The organism is Photorhabdus cinerea (genome assembly GCF_011189575.1).
Classification (GTDB): domain Bacteria; phylum Pseudomonadota; class Gammaproteobacteria; order Enterobacterales; family Enterobacteriaceae; genus Photorhabdus; species Photorhabdus cinerea.
Map to the genome: position 1 here is coordinate 202,527 of NZ_PUJW01000002.1, position 19,792 is coordinate 222,318.

General features: G+C 48.1%; 4 protein-coding genes. All 4 read right to left on the minus strand.

Going from position 1 to position 19,792, the window contains the following annotated elements; genetic code table 11:
• Window positions 1–31: 31 nt before the first annotated feature.
• The 4 genes from C5469_RS03080 to C5469_RS03095 are packed head-to-tail and all read right to left on the minus strand — an operon-like array spanning window position 32 to window position 19,765.
• On the minus strand, window positions 32–835 hold the full coding sequence (locus C5469_RS03080; RefSeq protein WP_242689380.1) for a thioesterase II family protein: 804 nt from the start codon (window positions 833–835) through the stop codon (window positions 32–34).
• The gene (locus tag C5469_RS03085) at window positions 835–1,932 is read right to left on the minus strand and encodes a Gfo/Idh/MocA family oxidoreductase (RefSeq protein WP_166302177.1); all 1,098 of its coding nucleotides are present in this window, start codon (window positions 1,930–1,932) and stop codon (window positions 835–837) included. The genes C5469_RS03080 and C5469_RS03085 overlap by 1 nt, the downstream gene beginning before the upstream one ends.
• Complete coding sequence (locus C5469_RS03090) at window positions 1,929–13,655, minus strand: non-ribosomal peptide synthetase/type I polyketide synthase (RefSeq protein WP_166302179.1); 11,727 nt, start codon at window positions 13,653–13,655, stop codon at window positions 1,929–1,931. The genes C5469_RS03085 and C5469_RS03090 overlap by 4 nt, the downstream gene beginning before the upstream one ends.
• A complete protein-coding gene (locus C5469_RS03095; RefSeq protein WP_166302182.1) occupies window positions 13,655–19,765 on the minus strand; it encodes a non-ribosomal peptide synthetase in 6,111 nt (2,036 codons plus the stop codon). The genes C5469_RS03090 and C5469_RS03095 overlap by 1 nt, the downstream gene beginning before the upstream one ends.
• Window positions 19,766–19,792: the final 27 nt, after the last annotated feature.

A 19,792-nucleotide genomic window follows, 5' to 3' on the forward strand; every position in this document is an offset into this window, starting at 1 on the left:
AGTGTTTTCCCTGGGATAGAAAAAGGTGCCATTATGCGAACTCCTGTAAATAGACATATTGTATAAACTGTGTAACGTGACGAATAAAGCTCTGAGGATCTTGAGTAATATAAAAATGGTCGCCGGCAACTTCCTGGCAGCAATACAAAAGGTTTTGTTCGCCACCTGCAAGCCAATGATGCCACTGCTGAACTTCCATAGCAGTGGCTTCTTTGTCTTCGCTGCCATGAAGTAACAGTGTTGGTGTTTGCAGTTTTACTGAATCAGTTTGAATGGCATGGTAATAGTGCTCTGTAGCAAAAAAGTCAGCACGCAGCATTGGTAAGAATAGCGCAAGCAACCCTGGATCTTCTCGTAACATCGGGCTGCAACCGCCGATATCAATCAGTTGTTCAATGAATTCATGATCAGGCAATTCGCTCAGTTGGCGGCGGGGTTGAAGATGGGGTGCATGACACCCCGAAAGTACTAGCGCTTTGAGAGAACAGTTATGTTGTTCAAGGCGTTGGCAAGTTTCAAAAGCGACTTGAGCGCCCATGCTATGACCAACCAGTATCAAGTTATCTCTCTGTGCAGGAGTGAATGATACGATCAGATCGGCAAGTGATTGGGCTAATGGCTCAATCCGGGTGGCCGCACGTTCATTCATACGGCTGTCATGTCCGGGGTAAATCACCAGTGAAGCCGCTATATCTGAATTTTCCAATGTGGACCATTGGCGGAATGCACTACTACTGCCCCCGGCAAAGGGGCAGATTAGCAATGTGTATTTGGGTTTGCCGTGAGTCGTCAGGCACGGACGAATCATCGGGTGTGTAGGGAGTGCCCAGGTCATCACTGTTTTTCCTTAGTTAGCATTAATTGGGTTGGCTCAATCCAGACTGGGGGTGATAAATCCTGGGTAACCGGCTCTCCCATAATGCGTAAAATTTGTTGCCATAAGCCTGCCAGCCTCAGTTGGTAATCGTAGGAAAAAGCAGGTGGGCAGAGCACGCCATCCAATACAGAACCCAGGGTATTTAGTAGAAATGCTACTCCTTCGGCACCATCACATTCAAATGCTGTCATCCAATTTTGGGTTGCCGGACAAAGAATTTGTGATGTTGTCTGGTGCAGGTAAGCGCCATCCGACTGACTGGCATTTAGGTAGAGGCTTTGCTCATTGTTCAGATGATGTGGTGCATGAAGAACCGGTGTCCAGATAACCGGCCCATAACTGGCTTCTTGCGTGAGATAACCAGCAGGCCAGATTAGCGTCATTTTATGCATCACCAGGTTATGCATGTCTGGATCTCTGGGGTCCAGATAAGATTGAACGTTTAATGTTATCGTTGTACCCGCAAAGCTGAGTTCAAAGCAATGAAATGCGTTGCTCCGTTGACCTACATAGACTATCTCCATTTGTTCCGGGCAATGACATGCTTGTAACAACAGGTCAAGTGCGGAAAATAGTAACTGACGGCTGGTTGTCAGATAGCCACTTACCGGGCGTTGCTGTGATAATTGATTGATTTGCTGTGCTGCATGTAACCAGCTTCTACCGGCATGGCATTGACTGTAAAAGCTATTTGCCCAAAACATAGCGTCATGTTTGTTGGCGGCTAACTGGTGCCTTTTGATGGATTCTGCATCAAGCGGGTGTTCCTGAATAACAGAAATACCTCGTGCCAATAATGCCTGGGTTAATTGGTCGCCTTTGCCACCAATAACCTCTGCACGTATGACCACACAGGCAATATCGATGTCGTCCGGCAGTTCATCCAATGAGCGAAATAGTGGCACGTTGAAATCACAGGCAAGTTGCTGCGAACGCGTACTTCCTTGCGCCAGAATCCCTGCCAGTTCCAGACCTGGCCGAGGTTGTAGAAACGCATTAAGGTACAGTTCGCCAAATTTTGAACCGACAATCAGAACCCGCCGTGGCTTTATCATATGTTCTCCTTAACAGGCTCAATAGCTGGAACTGGATTCAGGATGTCTTTCAGACAGGTAACCAGAGAGCCGACATGTTTGTGTTGGAATAGGCTGTAATGATCACCATCAAGTTGTGTCACGTTGACTGGCCCGAAAGCCTGCCAGCCAAGATCAGTTGAGGTGATTGTGGTTGGATCGAGGTAATCCATAAAATCAGGTAATGCCTGTACTGCCCGGATAAGACAGAAAGGCTGTGAAGTCTGCGGTGGACAGTAGTTAAGTAAGGCACTCAGGTTATGGCGCCACACAGAATAAAGGGCAGTCAGCGAGCTATCAATCTGTGCAGATTGTGGCAAGGCTTCATGCAGCGCTTGAAGGAATGTCTCAGTGTTAGCCGCGATAGCGCCGTTATCCAGCGCCAGATCGGGGAATTGTCCCTGTAAATCGAGCAGGAAATGACGATGGCAGAATGCATCATCCAGAGTCAAATCAGTGCGCACGTTTGGCGCGAAACTATCAATCAGGATGCAATGAGAAACGCTTTCACCCACAGCCCGTAACTGATGCGCCATTTCATAGGCCACGAGCCCACCGAAAGACCAACCCGCCAGTGCATAAGGTCCTTTAGGCTGGAAGGTACGGATTTGGTTGATATAGTTAGTTGCCAGCGCTGCAACGGATGGCTCATCGTTCAGGCTATCTGGTGTAAATGCTAACCCAATCATGCGCTGGGCGCTGAAATTAGCCGCTAAATGGCGATATCCCAGTAGATGTCCACCAATAGGATGTACGATGAACAATGCTGGTTGCTCAACGTTTCCTTTGTTCAGTATCACACTCTGGCAAGCGTTTTCCGGTTGATGTTCAATAAATTCAGCCAATGAATGTACGGTATCGTAAGTTTGTAGCAGGCTGAGCGGGTATTGGCGATTGAACGTCTGATTGATTTTCACCATTAATCGCACCGCGGCAAGAGAATCTCCGCCAAGAGTAAAGAAACTCTCATGTACGTTGATATCTTGTTGCTCTAATACCGATTCCCAAAGGCTCAATACAGCTTGTCCGGTCGCGTTGAGAATCGTTACCGATGACATTGAATTAACTTCTTGCGCTGCTTCAACCAGAGTAACCAATGTGCGCCTGTCGATTTTACCGTTGTCTGATACGGGGATCGTATCAAGAGTGATAAATCGCTGTGGGCACATCCAAACCGGCAAGGTTTGCTGCAACCAGTGGGGCAGTATCGGTAAAAGCTCTGTAGATACGGAGGCGTTGTCCGTTAAACGTAAGCCTGCGACGAGTTGCAATGCGCCGGTTGACGTAGTATGTGCAAACACTAACGCTTGTTGTACATCAGGGTGCTCACATAAACGGTGCTCAATTTCGCCTAGCTCAATCCGGTAGCCACGAATTTTAATCTGGTGATCATTGCGCCCCAGAAATTCGATATTACCGTCTGGTCGCCAGCGTCCTAAGTCACCTGTGCGGTAAAGTCGCTCACCTGTTTGCGGATGAGTGATAAATGCTTGTTCAGTTTTTTCTGAATCGGCCCAATAACCCAGCGCTAACCCTTGTCCGCCAATGTAAAGCTCACCACTGACCCAGATAGGGCAAGGTGAAAGCGCTGAATTAAGCACATAGAAAGTCTGATTATCCAGAGGCTTACCATATGGAATGCTGCGCCAATTTGGATCAACTTGTGCGATAGGATAGGCGATAGACCAGATTGATGCTTCGGTGGCGCCTCCCAAACTGAGAAGATTTAGCTCTGGGTGGAGAGCATATAATTTTGCTGGTAAATTGGTCGGTATCCAATCACCGCTCATCAATATCCAACGCAGACTATTCAGGGAATGTGGGTAGCTTCGGGCATATTCCTCAAGCAGTTGCACAAATGCCGGAACAGAGTTCCAAACTGTTACCGATTCTTGCTGTAACCATGTCAGTAATTTATCGGGCTGCTTACTGTCACCAGGAGCAGGCATAATCAGTTTTGCCCCGCGGCTCAAGGTGCCGAATAGGTCATAAACTGAGAGGTCGAAGGTTAACTCTGAGATTGCCAGCACGCTATCGTGTTCATTGAGTGCAATGCGTTGGTTAATATCAAGGATGGTGTTGACCGCGCCCTGATGATCTATCATCACGCCTTTCGGTTTTCCGGTAGAACCTGATGTGAAGATTACATAAGCCAAATCTTCCGGATGTGCCGATAAACTCTGCTTAGCTGGGTTGACTGGTAGATTGTTAAGTAATGTTTCATTCAGAGAGATTACGTGTACATTGTCAGGCCAGCTTATCTGTTGAATAAACTTAGGTTGAGTCAGTACGGTATCAACTTCTCCTGAGGCTAATAGCTGATGGATGCGCTGTTGCGGATAACTAGCATCAATAGGCAGATAAGCTCGTCCTGCTAATAAAATCGCAATAACCGCGACAACCTGTTCCCAACCTTTTTCCATCACCACGCCAATCAGAGATGAAGTCTGATTTTCCTGCGCTTGCAGATGAGCCGCCAGTGTCAGACTTTGTGACCACAAAGTGCGATAGTCGATCTGACGAGAGGCATCAACAACTGCGGTGTGTTGTGGGTAACGGTTTACTGCCTGTTCAATTAGCGAGCAAAGGGTGTGTGGTGGAAATATGTTTTTTGTCGCATTACTGTTCTGACACAACGTGCGATCACTGGCCGGCAGCCAGTGAGTAAGCGGGTTGCTCCATTGATAATCAGGTTCGAGCAGTGCAACGACACTGGCTTGATAATGAGCAAACATGTTTTCTGCAACCTGGGGTTGGAACAGTTGCGGCAAGATCGCCCATTGTATAATGATGCTACCCTCTACGCCGGAAATGAGCATACAGTCGAGATAAACATGTGGTGTTTGTGCACCAAAGAGATTCAGCGTTCCTAATCCTGATGGCCCTTTGCCCGCAGTACCGGTTGTATCGTTGAATACGATCGGCATTCCCGCGTTCAGGTTGTGACGATGCTGATTTTTCTCTCTGAGTACCAATTGTCCGTCAAACAGCGCATGTTGAAGATCCGCTAACCATTGTCTTTGTATCCGGCTTACTGCATCACCGAAGCCTGTGATATTGCGTAAATCCACTTCCAGCAGTGATGTGGTAGACAGATTGCCGACTAACATATCGCAATGTTGTGGCATTAACAGGCGGTTACCATGCAGGACATTGATAGTGAAATGCTCGCTGTTGCTCCATACCGACAAAATATGTGCAAATAGCGTGAGCATAACTTGTGAAGGTGATACCCGGTGTTCTGCTGCGCGTTGTTGCAAACGCTGCCATTGTTGTGGGCTGATATATCCTGTCAGGCACTGTTGATCAAGTTGCTGTGACTGGTGATCTTTCAGTGGTAACACTGGCGCATCAGGAAGCGAAGGTAAGCGATCAAGCCAATATTGCCGGCTTTGTTGCCAGGTTTCTCCGGTTTTCTCATTCTCCAGGGCTTGAATATAGTCACCGATAGTTGCTGCCGGCGGTTCTGGCTGCCAGTTAGGTTCCTGATACCAATGGTGTAAATCACGCAAGATTAACGTCAGACTTTTGCCATCAGCCACCAACAAGTCAATGGTCAAATGCAATAAGTGCGTCCGATCATCAGTATGGTACAGCGCTAAATCAAACAGCGGCCAGTTGTCGCTGGGAACCCCTTGAGTACGCAGAGTGTCGCGGGCATTATCCAGCTGTGTCTCGCGCTCATTCAGCGTCATGGTACGGCAATCAATGACCGTCGGTGTATAGCAGGGCACTGCCGGCAGAATATGATATTGCCCATCGTTCACATAACCGCGTAATTGCGCATGATGGTTTATCACACGATTCCAGGCGGCGGTGAAACGAGGAAGATCAAGCTCGTTGATAGCCAGTTCAGCGTAGAAGTGGGCGATGCCGTTACCAAACTGGAACAGTTGGCTTTCTCCCAACCAATAAGCATATTGTAGCGCGGTGAGTGGCAGAGTCTGCTCTGATGCTGGTTCAGTTTGTTGTGGTGTCGTAAGCGTAGCTGAATTTGTCTCGACTACCCGCAAGGTACGGCAGAATTCACTCAACTGAGGATGTTCGAATAGTTGTTGCAGATTGGCCTGTTCGTAACCCTGGCGGCGTAGTTGCACCACCATTCGGGTCGCAATTAAGCTGTCACCGCCACTTTGGAAAAAGTCACTGTGACGCTGTATTGTCTGAGGAAGCAGTGAACTCCAGAGCGCAATCACTTGCTGTTCAATATCATGGAGCTGGTCATCTTCTTTTTCCGGTTGCCCGATTTCCGTGGTTAACGGTTGTACCATGCTCTCTTTCGCTGTCACTATTTTCTCTGTCACTGGCAGCGGTAATTGCTCTTGCTGTTGAATATGCAATGAGTAAGGCAAGGTGGAAAATTGTGCTGCTATTTCACTGACATTAAGCCGTGCTTGCCGTTCAGTCCGCGCCAGAATCAGTTGTTGATGCAGTTCTGGCCCGTTTTGTCCCGGCCATTCCAATGAAACCCGATAACCGGACTTCTCCAGACACTTACGCCAGTCAGCAAGTTCCAGCAACGCACTATCACCGCGATCATCGGTCCAGGCGTTGATGCCTTCAATAAATCCAACACTGGCGAGTTGCATAGCACTTTCGCGTTTGGTTGATTCAATAATCAGCAACCATCCACCGGGTTTCAGTAACCGAGACAGGCGTTGCAGGGTATTTCTCAGATGGATTGCATCATGTAATACATTAACCGCCATAATCAGGTCATAACCGGATTCAGGATGCTGACCAAAATCGATACGTTGGTTAATGTCGAACAGGGCAAATTTTACGGTTTCGCCATAGTGATTGAGTAACTGGCGGGCATCATCCAGGAATAACGGTGAAACATCAGTAAAGTGGTAACTTTCAATAGCTTGTGCATTGTGTGCAAGTACTTTCGCTGAGGTTGCGCCAGTTCCTGCACCCACTTCCAATACGGAGAAATGCTCGGATGTCTGGCTCAATTGGTGGACAATTTCAGCGGCAGTTTGGTTCAGGCAACGTAATGCTGGGTTCTCACTGTAGAGGCTGGCTGTGGTTTGTTTATCGTCAAACAGCAGTTCCAATGCATTGCCTCGTCCGGCAAGCAGGGCATCATGTTGCCCGATACAGGTTGCTACATAGCGACTGATGGTTTGGCACCATACTGCATCATCCAGTTTTGCTGTAGGAGCAGGAATATGATTAAGCGGTTGCAAACAACGGTATCCGTCACCGATTTTTTCAATAAATCCTTGCTTGTTTAATAACGTCAGCCATTGGGTAAGCAGGCGTTGATACTGTGGCACCAGTTGTAAACGTTGTTCAATCTCTTCACGAGAGTGGCTTTGTTGTGGAGCAGTGAATAGGTTATGGCGTAGTAAAGTCTGGCTCAGACCCAATAATGCTTGTTGTTCAATGTGTTGCCAGGAGCGTTCAAACGCTTGTTGCTCTGTTAACGTCGGTAGTGGCAATACATCGGTGTTTATAACCAGCGGTTCTGGCAGCGATAATGACAAATTATTTTCTGCCACCAGCCATAAATTATAACCTTGGGTTTCGTCCTGACGTGGCTGGATTTCTGCCAGCCGTATTTCAGGCTTAGCACGCAGATTTTGTTCGGCCTGACGCAATTCAGGATGTTGTGGCCAGAAGTCATAACGTGTGTGACCAGAAGGTGGCGTATGAAGATCATAATGCTCTATGCGGTCAGGCTGGCGGCAAATTTGCACTAACAGCGCATTATAAGCAGCAAACAGCGCTTCAATGACACCCGGCTCTAGCACATCGTCCATGCAGTACCAGTTAAATAGCAGATCACCGTCGACTTCCATGACCTGATGATCCAGCCAGACTTGCGGAGTTTGACTCAGAACAAAGACCGGATCGCCGAGCAATTGAGTGATGGATTGTTTTATTGCCACACCTTCTTGTGCCATTCCCAACATACTGGTGAAAACGACCGGCGTCAGTGGTTGTCTGCTTTGAGTTTCACCATGTTGTTGACGGCCAAGTTCCCGCAATACTTCAACACCATTAACATGGTTATGGCTCAGTCGTTGCCAGAGCAAGGCTTGGGTTTTTTCCATGCTGGCACGCAGGGAGGTTGTCTTGCGTAAATCAAAATCCATCAACATGACTGAGGTAAAATCACCAATCAGATTTTGAACTTCTGGATGGAAAGGCTGCCGGTTAAAGAATGTCAGGTTGAGGGTAAACAGCGGATGACGGCTGTACCATTCAAGCGTATGAGCAAACAGTGTTAACAGACCGGCAGAAGGCGTCACGCCCCATTTTTTCCAGCTTTGTTTAAGTATCTGCCAGTCAGATTGTGCTAGTCGACCTTCATAAGTCGTGAATTGTGGCTGATTACGCTGAGGCAGCTGTGGGTTCAACGGTAATCTTGGCGCTGGGGGCAGTGAAGGTAATTGTTCCTGCCAGTATTCCCACGATGCCCGCCACTCTTTACTTTCACGTTGCGCTTGTTCTGCCATCACATAGTCGCGGAAAGTAAATGCTTGTGGAGCCAATGGTTGCTGGCGATAAGCAAGTTGTAGATCGTCCATCATGATCCGGAAACTCTGTACGTCAAACTGCAACAGGTCCAGGTTCATATGTAAGCGACAATGTTCATTCGGTAGCAGCGAAACAGAGACTTCAAATAGTGGCCACTGCTCCGCAGGTGGTACTTGATAGGACAGGGTATGACGACGCTGAGCCAAAGTCTGTTCGCAAGCTGTATCGTCTAGCGTTCGCAAATCATCCTGTGATAAAGCATACCAAGGCGTTTCAGGCAAAATCCTTTGTTGTCCATCTTCATCCACGACCATGCGCAACATGCCATGACGCTGAATTAAAGCATTCCATGCTTTTTCAAAACGCGGGATATCAAAACTATCCAGTTCCAGATCCCATTCAAATAAAACGTGACAAGCTACACCACCAAAATCAATGGCCTGAGTACGACCAATCCAGTAAGCGTGCTGAATTGGCGTCAGAGGGAATGGTGCATGACGCTGGGAACTGTCAATCATGATTTCAGGCTGAGAAGAGACTACTGGCTGTTCAGGCAATGCGTCGCCAATCAGTTCATTCAGCCCTTTCAGCGTCATATTCTGATAAGCCAATCCCGCGGTTAATCTAAAGCCAAATTGCTGGTGGATGACCGTATTCAGCTCCAGGAAGAGCAGGGAATCCAAACCGAATTGCAATAAATCCTGTTGTGGTTCTAAACGTTCAGGTTGTTCTAATCGCAATAATGTTGCGACACGTTGACGCAACCAATTGAGCCGTTGCTCACTATCCTGATATAGCGCGTTATTAGTAGCGAGTGAAGGAATAGATGTTGCAGCCGTATAGGTAATACCAGCCTGTAAGCGCCGTAAAATATCAGGATGATTTTCATCTAACCGCATTGCCAGATAGCAAGGAAATGCGGTACGCAGAGATTGATTGAAATGCCAGATACCTTCATTTGCGCTGAACGGTAACATGCCATCTTGCGCCAGTTTTTCCACTAATCGCCGGTCGCTGGCCATACCAATGCCGCCCCAAACGCCCCAAACCAACGCTTTTACCATCAATTGATTCGATGCTGTCAGCGCTAAAGATTCCAAACAAGCGTTGGCGATTGCATAAGCACCTTGGCCCTGAGCACCTAACATCGATGCAGCAGAAGCGTGAAGCAGCAGATATTGTGCATTATGTTGTTGAAGCGCAGCTTGCAACGTCGATGCACTCTGAGCTTTGACGGATAACATCTGTGATAAGCGTTGATGCTCAAGTTCTGCCAGCCGGGTATGATCCGCTATACCTGCCGCATGAATCGCGCCGGCGATACAATCCTCTTGTGCTAGCGTTTGCACTGCGTTTAACAAGGCTGGCGTATCAGTGATATCAACATTAATCCAGCGTATTTCACATTCGGTATTCTGTGACAACTCTTGCACAAAAGTATCCCAATCCGCATTTTGGCGGCGGGCAAACACAGCAATCTTACGCGCGCCTTGGGCCAGCAACCAACGGATGGAAATTTGACCGATACCGCCCATGCCGCCTGTAACGATGTGCCAACCCTGATGGGGAATTGACATCGGCTGTTGCGATAACGGTAATGGTTGACGTTGTAAAACAGGGATAGAGACTTGATTTCCACGTACTCTCAGCCAGCGGTTATGTTCATTCAGATAGCTAAGCGCTAATGACAAAGAGTCAGAATCGTTGATGTCAGCCATATCAATCGCCTGAATATGACGATGGGGATACTCTTCAACCGCGACACGCAGCAACGCCCAAACAGCGTATTGAGCTGGATTGATATTCTCTTTTGATAAGGTGGTTTCCGGTTGAGCGCGGCAGGTTACAACGGTTAAAGGTGCTGTTTTATCGCGTTTTAATTCGCTAATAACCTGATCACATAATTCAACAACATCACTGCCTTCGAGCAGTAATAACGTATTTCCGCTTTCAGGCTGTAAATTAATACCCGCCTGACGCCAGTGATTAATAATCTCGTCATTTGCAGTTGAGGAACGGAGGGTATATGCCGTTGAGGATCTCTGTTTATCCGCCGTGTTTATTGTACGCCAATGCAGGGCATAGTGAGTCTCAGGGCATGGCTGTGGCGCAGGAAGCCATGATTTTGTCATGGATCGTGCTGCCACAAATTGGCAGGGAAGATCGGCACGATCACTTAACAGCGCGAATAAGCGTTCGCCAGCATAAATCAATGCGGGGAAAGTCGCGAGTAAACTTGCCTCCAATGACCGGCGTTTGGCATACGGTAGGGCATTGTGAGGACGATACATTTTACTTGCCGTTGGTCCGGTAACTTCCTGGTAATAATCTTGCTGGACACAATAAGTCAATAATTGTTCCAGCAAAGGGCGCCAGCAAGGTTGCAGCCGGCCAGCCCGAATCGTGTCGATGGCACTGAAACCTTGTTCAGCATCACGCCCGATGCATTGATATACCAATGCATCGGTATACAGTGCTCGTAGTATTGCCGCATCGGAGTTTTGCTCAATGGCAGGATCGAGCAGGGAATTGACATCAAGCCCTGTATTGATATTGGCTGAGTGCGGCACAGATTCAGCCACAGGGAAGCTGTAATGCTGTTCATCAAATGGATAGAGCGGAGCATGGCATTTTACCCCGGTGAGCGGGAAAAGGTGCTGCCAATCAAGATGTGCACCGGCACAGTAAAGTTGCATCAGTGCCGTTTGCTGAGCGGTTTCTGGAGAACTTTGACGCTGTGCACCAGCAACCCAGGTTTCTCGTGGCAGACTGACACGCCGCCCGATGCCCGTTAACTGTGCATCAGCACCAAACTCTACGAATAATGCAACACCTTGCCGGCGGGCAAATTCAACTGCCTGATAATAGCGCACAGTCTGGCGCATATGATTACGCCAGTAGTCTGGTGAACCTAGCTGTTCAGAAGTTGCAATATTCGCTGTCAGGGTGGAAATCAGCGGAATTTCTCCTGATGTAGGCTGTAAGCCGTTACAGAGCCGGGAAAATGCATCCAGAACTGAATCAAGCATGGCTGAATGTGCAGCACAGGCAACGTTAAGACGCTGGCAGCGAATTTGTTGCTGTTCCAGACGTTGTGCCAGTGTGTCAATTTCCGTCTCTGTACCGGCCCAAACCCAGTGTTGCGGGCCATTGCAAACCGCCAGATCCAATGCCAGTGAGTGAGTAAAGGGAAGAATATCTTCTTCGTTGGCAAAAACTGCCAGCATCGCTCCCCCCTGGGAGCATTTTTGCATCAGTTTGCCCCGTACCGCGACTAGTGGCATCACTTGTTCAGGCGTGAAAATCCCAGCAACAGCAGCAGCGGCAAATTCTCCAACGGAGTGCCCCAGTACGTAATCAGGCTTTAATCCAAGCGCTTGCCAATGTGTCGCCAGCGCAATTTGATGCGCCACAATTGCCGGTTGTGCGTATTCGGTGGTGGCTAATGCGGCATCATGCTCTCCGAACATCACTGCTTTTAATGGTAATGCCAACTCGGATGTACAGGCAGCACAACAACGATCCAGCATAGCCGAGAAAACAGGAGAGCTGGCATACATGGCTTTTCCCATGCCAGACCATTGACAGCCTTGGCCGCTGAATTGCCAGAGTTGTTTGCTTTCGCTATTGGCTTGCCCGCTAAAAATGTTTGGTGTTGGGCTATTGTTCGCAAAGGTGGATAGGTTTGCGGCACTTTGTGACGTCAATGTCAGCGCTAAACGCCAGGGGAGTGAGAGGTCGCGCCCCTGTAATGCGGTCCAAGCCAGATCAGCATGATGCTCTGGCGCATCATTGAGTGCCGTCGCGTAACGTTGTGCCAATTGACGCAACGAGGATTCAGAAGCCGCAGAGAGTAGTAACGGTGAGGTTTGCGAATGATTGACACGGCGACGATGTAATTCTTCTGGCAATGATTGCACCACGATATGACAGTTGGTACCACCAATACCGAATGAAGAAACGCCTGCGGTACGCAATTCTTGTGTCCAGTGCTGTCCTTGTGTTGCCAGCCTAAACGGACTTTGTTCCAGCCGTAATGCCGGATTAGGTTGCTGTACATTGATAGTTGGCGGAATGTAACCATGCCAGACAGACAGAACCGCTTTAATCAAGCTGGCAATGCCTGCGGCAGTATCAAGATGGCCCATGTTACTTTTCACGGAGCCAAGGTAACAGGGCGGTACTGCCACACTACGATCAGCGAATATGCTGCGTAATGCGTCAACTTCTATTGGATCGCCAAGAGGTGTGCCTGTACCGTGCGCTTCAATCATGCCAACATCATCAATGCTGACATCAGCCAGTTGTAATGCTTCGGTAATAACGCTGCGCTGACCATTAACCGAAGGTGCAGTAAAGCCAACTTTTTCGTTGCCATCGTTATTAATTGCACTGCCACGTAATACCGCCATGATAGGATCGCCATCGCGTAAAGCGTCACTCAGACGTTTTAGCGTGACAACGCCAACACCATTGCCGCCATATGTGCCATTTGCCTGACTATCAAAGGGTCGGCAATGTCCATCAGGCGAGAAGATCATCCCAGGTTGATACAAATAACCGCTTTCTTGTGGGAACGAAACTGCCACACCACCAGCCAGTGCCATGTCACACTCACCAGCGCGCAGGTTCTCACAAGCCATATGCACGGCAACCAGTGAACTTGAACACGCGGTTTGTATCGTTAATGCAGGACCTTTCAGGTTTAATTTATAGGCAGTACGAGTTGCAAGATAATCTTTATCGTTACTGATTAGTGCCTGAAGTCCTTTAACTTTGCCGACATCGGTCATTGTGAATTGTGACCATGAAGGCCAAGTACTGACCCGGCTACTACCGAAAACGCCTGTTTTCAGGTGTATATTACGCGGCGCATAACCCGCATGTTCAAGAGCATGCCAGGCTGTTTGCAGGAATAGACGCTGTTGAGGATCGAGCATCTCTGCTTCCTGACGTGAATAGCCAAACAGCGTAGCGTCAAATTGTTCCGCGTTCTCCAGTATCGCGGCCTGATTGACAAAGTTTTCACTATCAATGACTTCAGGAGGAATACCTGCATCCAATAATGTTTGACGGGAGAGTGCAGCAGTACACTCAATCCCATGTTGCAGGTTATGCCAGAAAGCATTGCTATCTGGTGCCTGCGGAAAGCGGCAGGCAAGGCCAATCACTGCGATGGGATCACAATTATCGTAGTGAGGCGTTAAATCAGTCATTATGCAGCTCCTTTATGACGTTTTTCCCGTTGTTGCAGACGCTTTTGTTGTTGACGCTGACGAGGGGTAATCGACTGGCGATTTCCGTCGTGGGCATCCTTTCGGCAGCGCAAGCTGAGCGTCTCTGGTGTTGGATAAGCGAATAAATCAGTCACGGCAAGATGGTGGAAACCCGCATGTTGTAATTTGCCATGCAGTTGAATGAGCTGTAGCGAGTTGGCTCCTGCCTCAAAAAAGTTTTGTCGTGCATTAATAGGATGATTAGTTACCGATAAAAACAGGCGTTGAATTTCACTGCATATTTGGGGATCGATGCCTTCTGAACGCGGTGATGGCGCAGTAACAACAGCAGCGTTATCTGCAACCATTGTGTATTGCTGGCGTGGCATCAGTTGTTCCAATGCTGAATGCCAGCTTTCTGGTTGTGCCGCGAGGGTACGCAATAGCGCCATATAGCAGTTGAACATGTTTTGTAACTGATGCGGCTCAAATAATTCTTCGACAGCATCCCAGTTTAGGCAAAGCTCATTGTCAGATTCGTAAACCTGATGATCCAACCAGATTTGTGGCGTTTGTGAGATACCCCAAACCGGTTTCATCCATGATGAATGTGAAAGGAATTGTCCTTCATGTGTTCCCAATGCACTGGTGAAAACGACGGGCATAATGGCCGCATCGGGGCCACGGCTCTGTGCCAGTTCACGCATCACTCTGATAGCTGAAATATGCCGGTGATCCAGATCCTGCCATAACTGTTGTTGCAGTCGCCGTGTACTTGATAACCAATTTTTTTCCGGATGCCAGGCCAGTAATGACAGTGAAGTGAAATCCCCCAGAATGTGATTAATGTCCTCGTGCCAGTGCGGACGATCGAAAAGGGTAAGATTGAGGGTTAACTCCGGTCTGGTGCTGAATGCGGACAAAACAGCCGCATAAGCCGCAATTAAAAGCGCAGAAGGGGTTATCTGATGGGGGGCAGCATGTTGCTTTAACTGATTCCATTCATGTGCAGATAACCGATCGCTATAGCGTACAAAGCGCGGAGATTGAACACTTTCCGGTGCAATACGCAATGGTAATTGCGGGGCCAGTGGCAATGTTTTCACTTGCTCCTGCCAATATTGCAGTGAGTTCTGATGTGCCGGCATTTGTTGCTGGTGTAACACACAATCCCGGAATGTGACTTTCAGTGGCGGCAATTCGTGCTGTTCGTCGAGATAGAGCTGTTCTAATTCAGCCAGCAATATCTGCATGCTCAATCCGTCTAGTAACAAATTATCCAGGCTGACAAATAGCCGGGAGACAAGGCTGTTGTCTTGTGCAAGTTGGAAATCGAACACCGGCCAGTGACTGACATCTAATACCTGATGTGACAGACGTTCGCGTAATGTGTCTGCCTCGGTAATATCAGTAAATTGGTGTTGTTTAACTGAGAACGTCGGGGCATCTTTCAGTATCTGCTGCTGTCCATTAATCACAATAGTTCTAAGCACAGGATGACGCTGGATCAGGCGATTTAATACCCGGTTTAAACGTTGAACATCTAACTGTTCTATCCGGTATTCGATAAAGAAATGGGCACCAACACCACTGAGGGCAAAACCAAGATGGCGTCCAACCAGATAAGCTTGCTGAACTTCGGTTAATGGGAAAGGCTGATATTGATCTTGTTCTTCTGGGATTGAATAGGTTTCTGATGCAGTTTCAGACAGAGGAGCAAGTGTAGCCGCAAACGCCGCCAATTGCGGGTTACGGAAAAGATGACCAAGTTCGCCTTTGAAGCCTTGTTGTGTCAGTTCACCAATCAAACGTGTAGCCAGAAGACTATCACCACCAAGTTGGAAAAAGTCGCTATTACGGCCTAACAGCGCTGTATTTAGCAGGCATTGCCAAATGTCGGCAACAGTTTGTTCCACCGTATTTAACAAGGCAATTTCATTTTGGTGTGGCACTTCTGTTTTTGTTGCGGACTGTAAGTTTTGTGCCAGTGCTTTACGATCAATTTTGCCGTTAGGTGTTAGGGGCAGACGCGGAATAATGTGTAAACGCTGTGGGATCATATATCCCGGCAAATGTTGCGCCAGCACGGACTTAATTTTTTCCCGATCAGGAATCGTGACGTTGTCACTTGCTTGCATCAACAACACACTAAGATTGCCGATGGTAATGGGTGTTTCCGTCTGTAGTGGTAGAAGAGGCAGCCACTGTGACGCAGAGCGTAATTGAATACCGTGAGGCGAGAGTAATTCAGTTGTAATCAAAGAGAGAGACGAGGCTTGTTGCAACTCCATTGCCAATACCAACGCACCTGGTTGTGCCAGAGGTATCAACGCTTTGATGCAACTTGCCGGATCTTCCTCGCGGTGTAATACATTGTTTAGCAGGATGATATCTGCCTGATGCTGTAGAGACTCAGGAATGTGTTCAGGCCAGCATTTTTTTGACCAATACTGTACTGAGGCATGAATATAACCACTTAACCGTGTTTGCATCTGGTTAATCAATGCCTGAGAACGTTCAAAGCCGAGATAAGACAGATGTTGGTTAGTAATATGTTCTGCCAGCCACTGGGCACAGAGGCCGCTGCGGGCGTCGAACTCCATTACAGTAACAGGGCGTTGTAACCGTTGGGAAAGGGTAATGATGACCTGTTTTAATCCAGCCAACCATTGTTGGGTTTCTGGTAGCTCGAAGAGCTGTTGTTCTGGTGCGAATTGCGGATCATCAAGTAATGTGACTGCTGCCTGTTGCCCGGTAAGAATACTACGTAGCATAGAATGCCAGCGTTCAGGGATGCATCCTGCTTCATTATTATTGCATGTGGTGGATGACAATGCGGCCTGATAGACATGATGTGTAGATTCAGCCAATAGACTGCGTTGGCAAAGATACGCCAGCATACGGGCAAACCAGTCGCGGTATTCTGGTTGAGGCTGATAGTGTTTCAAACAATCAGTGAGCGATTGAGGTGAAGTAAACGTAATACCGTGACGAGACAGATGCTCTAGCAGAAATATGGCAACTTGAGGTTCACGGCTATCATCGGTTATTGCCTGCGTTGCAGGAAATAGATCGCGATAGTTTGTCGGTAACTGCGGAGCATGATTTACACGTTGGCATAAAGTATCGTCTTCCAATTCAAGGAATGCCACCAGCGATTTCTCTTTTTCGCCGCTGGTTAAGGCAACCCCTTTACTGATCCCGGTTACTTGATTGAGGGCAGCATCAATTTCTCCTAACTCAATTCGGTATCCACCAATTTTCACCTGACTATCGCGGCGTCCCATAAACTCAAGCCAGCCTTCGGGATGGTAACAGCCCAGATCACCAGTACGGTACCAGCGTTCTCCTTGATCGACGACAAATTGAGCGCAAGTGCGCTCTTCATCATTAAAATAGCCTAATGCTACACCGGCTCCACCAATCCAAAGTTCACCGACAACCCAGTCAGGACAATCACGGCCATCTTCACCAATGACACGGTAGCGCTGGTTAGCCAAAGGATAACCGTAAGGAATGGAGCGCCACTGTGCGTCAACTTGTTTGACGATATATTCATTCGACCAGATAGCAGCTTCCGTTGCGCCGCCCATAGCACTTAATACACCATCAGGATTGAATGCACGATAACGCTCAGGCAGTGATAAGCCGATCCAGTCCCCAGACAGCATCACGGTACGAAGAGCTTTCGGCGCATTTACCTCCATTCCTTCACAATAGGTCAGTAACATATCGAACAGCGCCGGTACGCTGTTCCACAACGTAACGTTATGGTGCTCGATCAGCATTTCCCAAGTTGATGGGTCGCGGCGTTGGGCTTCGTTAATTAATACCAGCGCACCTCCTGCACTGAGAATGCCAAAAATGTCATAAACAGAGAGGTCGAAATGCAGGGCAGAAAGTGCCAGTAACCGGTCACGACTTTGAACTTGATGACGGCGATTGATGTCCAGGCAGGTATTGAGAGCGCTTTGGTGGCTGATAACCACACCTTTTGGCATCCCGGTTGAACCAGAGGTGTAGATGATATAAGCCGGATCAGTAACTGCACACTTAGGCATGTTTGTTAAAGGGGGTAATTGCTCATCCTGACGCCAGGACATGCAGTGTATATCTTGTGACCAAACGTCATCCTGCTGTTCAGGGGCAATGATAACGACATTGATCCCGGCACTTTCACAGATAGCACGACGTCGGCTTAATGGTTGATCAACGGGAACTGGAACGTAAACACCGCCGACATAAAGTATGGCTAATACGGCAACAATTTGTCCGATGTCTTTTTCCATGCTAATGGCAACCCGGTCTCCCGGCATAACCGGCATTTTTTGCAGCACGGCGGCTAACCGGCGGGCTGTCAGACTTAATTCGCCATAACTCATTTTTTTATTATGAGTCACCAAAGCAACAGCATTTGGTGTATGTTCTGCTCGTATGAACACCTCCTCATGCAGCAGGGCATTTGGTAGTGGTTCAACGGTGTTATTGATTTGGTGTCGCAGATGGTATTGCGATTGCGGCATCAGATCCGGTAGCTTTTCGTTCCACTGCGCGGCGTTTTCCGTCAGGCTCTCAATCAGTCCCTGATAGGCAGTGAATAAGGTATCCATTAAGCCGTCAGGGAAGAGTTCATCGTTACTATCCCACTGAATATTCAGAGCGTTTTCATGTTCAAAGGCAACGAAATCCAGCCATACTTGAGGTGTTTGTGATATTCCCCAACTTGGTTTACCCAGAACATCACGGGTATTTTCACCATATAAAGGTCGGCCTAAATTGCTGGTAAACACAATTGGCGCGCCATGTGGGTGGCTACCACGTTTCTTGAGTTCACGGAGAACTTCTACACCAGACCAATGACGATGTTCGTAAGCTTCGGCAAATGTTGCTTGTGCATCCTGAGCCAGTTGGCAGAACGGTAAATTATCACCGGGAATGTCCAACAGCAGAATGTTGGTAAAATCGGCTAGCATGTTGTCAACCGCGGTATGCAGTGGAGCTCTGTCAAATAGCGTTAGGTTGAATAACAAGCGTGTTGCATTGTTCCAGCGACATAATAAAGCGGCAAATGCGGTCGCTAATGCCATGGTTGGTGTAACACCATTTTGTTGAGCAAGTTGTTTAAAACGTTCCCAATATTCAGGTGCTAAACGGAAACATCTGCGTTGAATCCGGACGTTTTTTATTAAGGACGGTTCCCTGGCTAACGGAAGTTGCGGAGCAGAGGGAAGGGCATCTAACCGGTTACGCCAGAATACTTCGGCTTCTTGTCGTGCCTGCTCAAATTGGGCCTGATATTGCGCTAGATAACTGCAAAAATCATAGTCAGAAGAAATAGCAGGCAGGTTGCGTTTGGTAATTAATGCTGCTAGTTCAGTAAAGAACAGGCTGAAACTGGCGGCATCCATGATCAGCAGATCGATATTGGCATGTAGCCGATGTTGATTGTCACCAAACAGGCTAAGCTGAATATCGAAAGTTTCCCCTTTTTCAACCTGTAATACCCGATGGTCCAGTTGTTCACGTATGTTATTCAACGCTTGTTGTTGTTCATTGGTTGTCAGGTTGCGCAGGTCATGAACAGTTAATTTTTTCCAGTAAGCATTGGGCATACCTTGCTGGCGACCATCTGACAAAAACCGCACGCGTAACATCGGATGCCGCTGAATCAGCACATGAATTGCAGCTTCCAATTGTTCAGGCTCCAGCCCAACACCATCAAACTCTTGGTACAGATGGCAACCAACTCCCCCCAACGTTTGTTCCGGTGAACGTCCAACAAAATAAGCATGCTGTACTGCCGTCAATGGGAACGGGCGAGCATCTGCAATCAGTGGCTGTGGAGTTGCATCTTGGGACACTGCGTGAGCGGCAGGGGCATGGCGTTGTAGAAGCTGGCTCCAGGCATGCAGTGTTGGCTTTTGGTAAAGTTCGCGCAGAGTAACGCGATGTCCCTGACGTCTAAACTGGTTTAGCAATGCCATTATTTGCATTGAATCCAGCCCATTGCGAATTAAATCGTCGTTATCGTCCACCAAAATATTTTTTTGATTAAACAGTCCAGATATGAGCTGGCGCAGCGAATCTGGGGAGAGAAGGTCCGTGTGCATGAAGATATCCTATAAAAATGGCGGTTA

Coding starts and splice junctions, on each gene's coding strand:
- C5469_RS03080 (WP_242689380.1), bottom strand. CDS start 835: ATGACCTGGGCACTCCCTACACACCCGATGATTCGTCCGTGCCTGACG.
- C5469_RS03085 (WP_166302177.1), bottom strand. CDS start 1,932: ATGATAAAGCCACGGCGGGTTCTGATTGTCGGTTCAAAATTTGGCGAA.
- C5469_RS03090 (WP_166302179.1), bottom strand. CDS start 13,655: ATGACTGATTTAACGCCTCACTACGATAATTGTGATCCCATCGCAGTG.
- C5469_RS03095 (WP_166302182.1), bottom strand. CDS start 19,765: ATGCACACGGACCTTCTCTCCCCAGATTCGCTGCGCCAGCTCATATCT.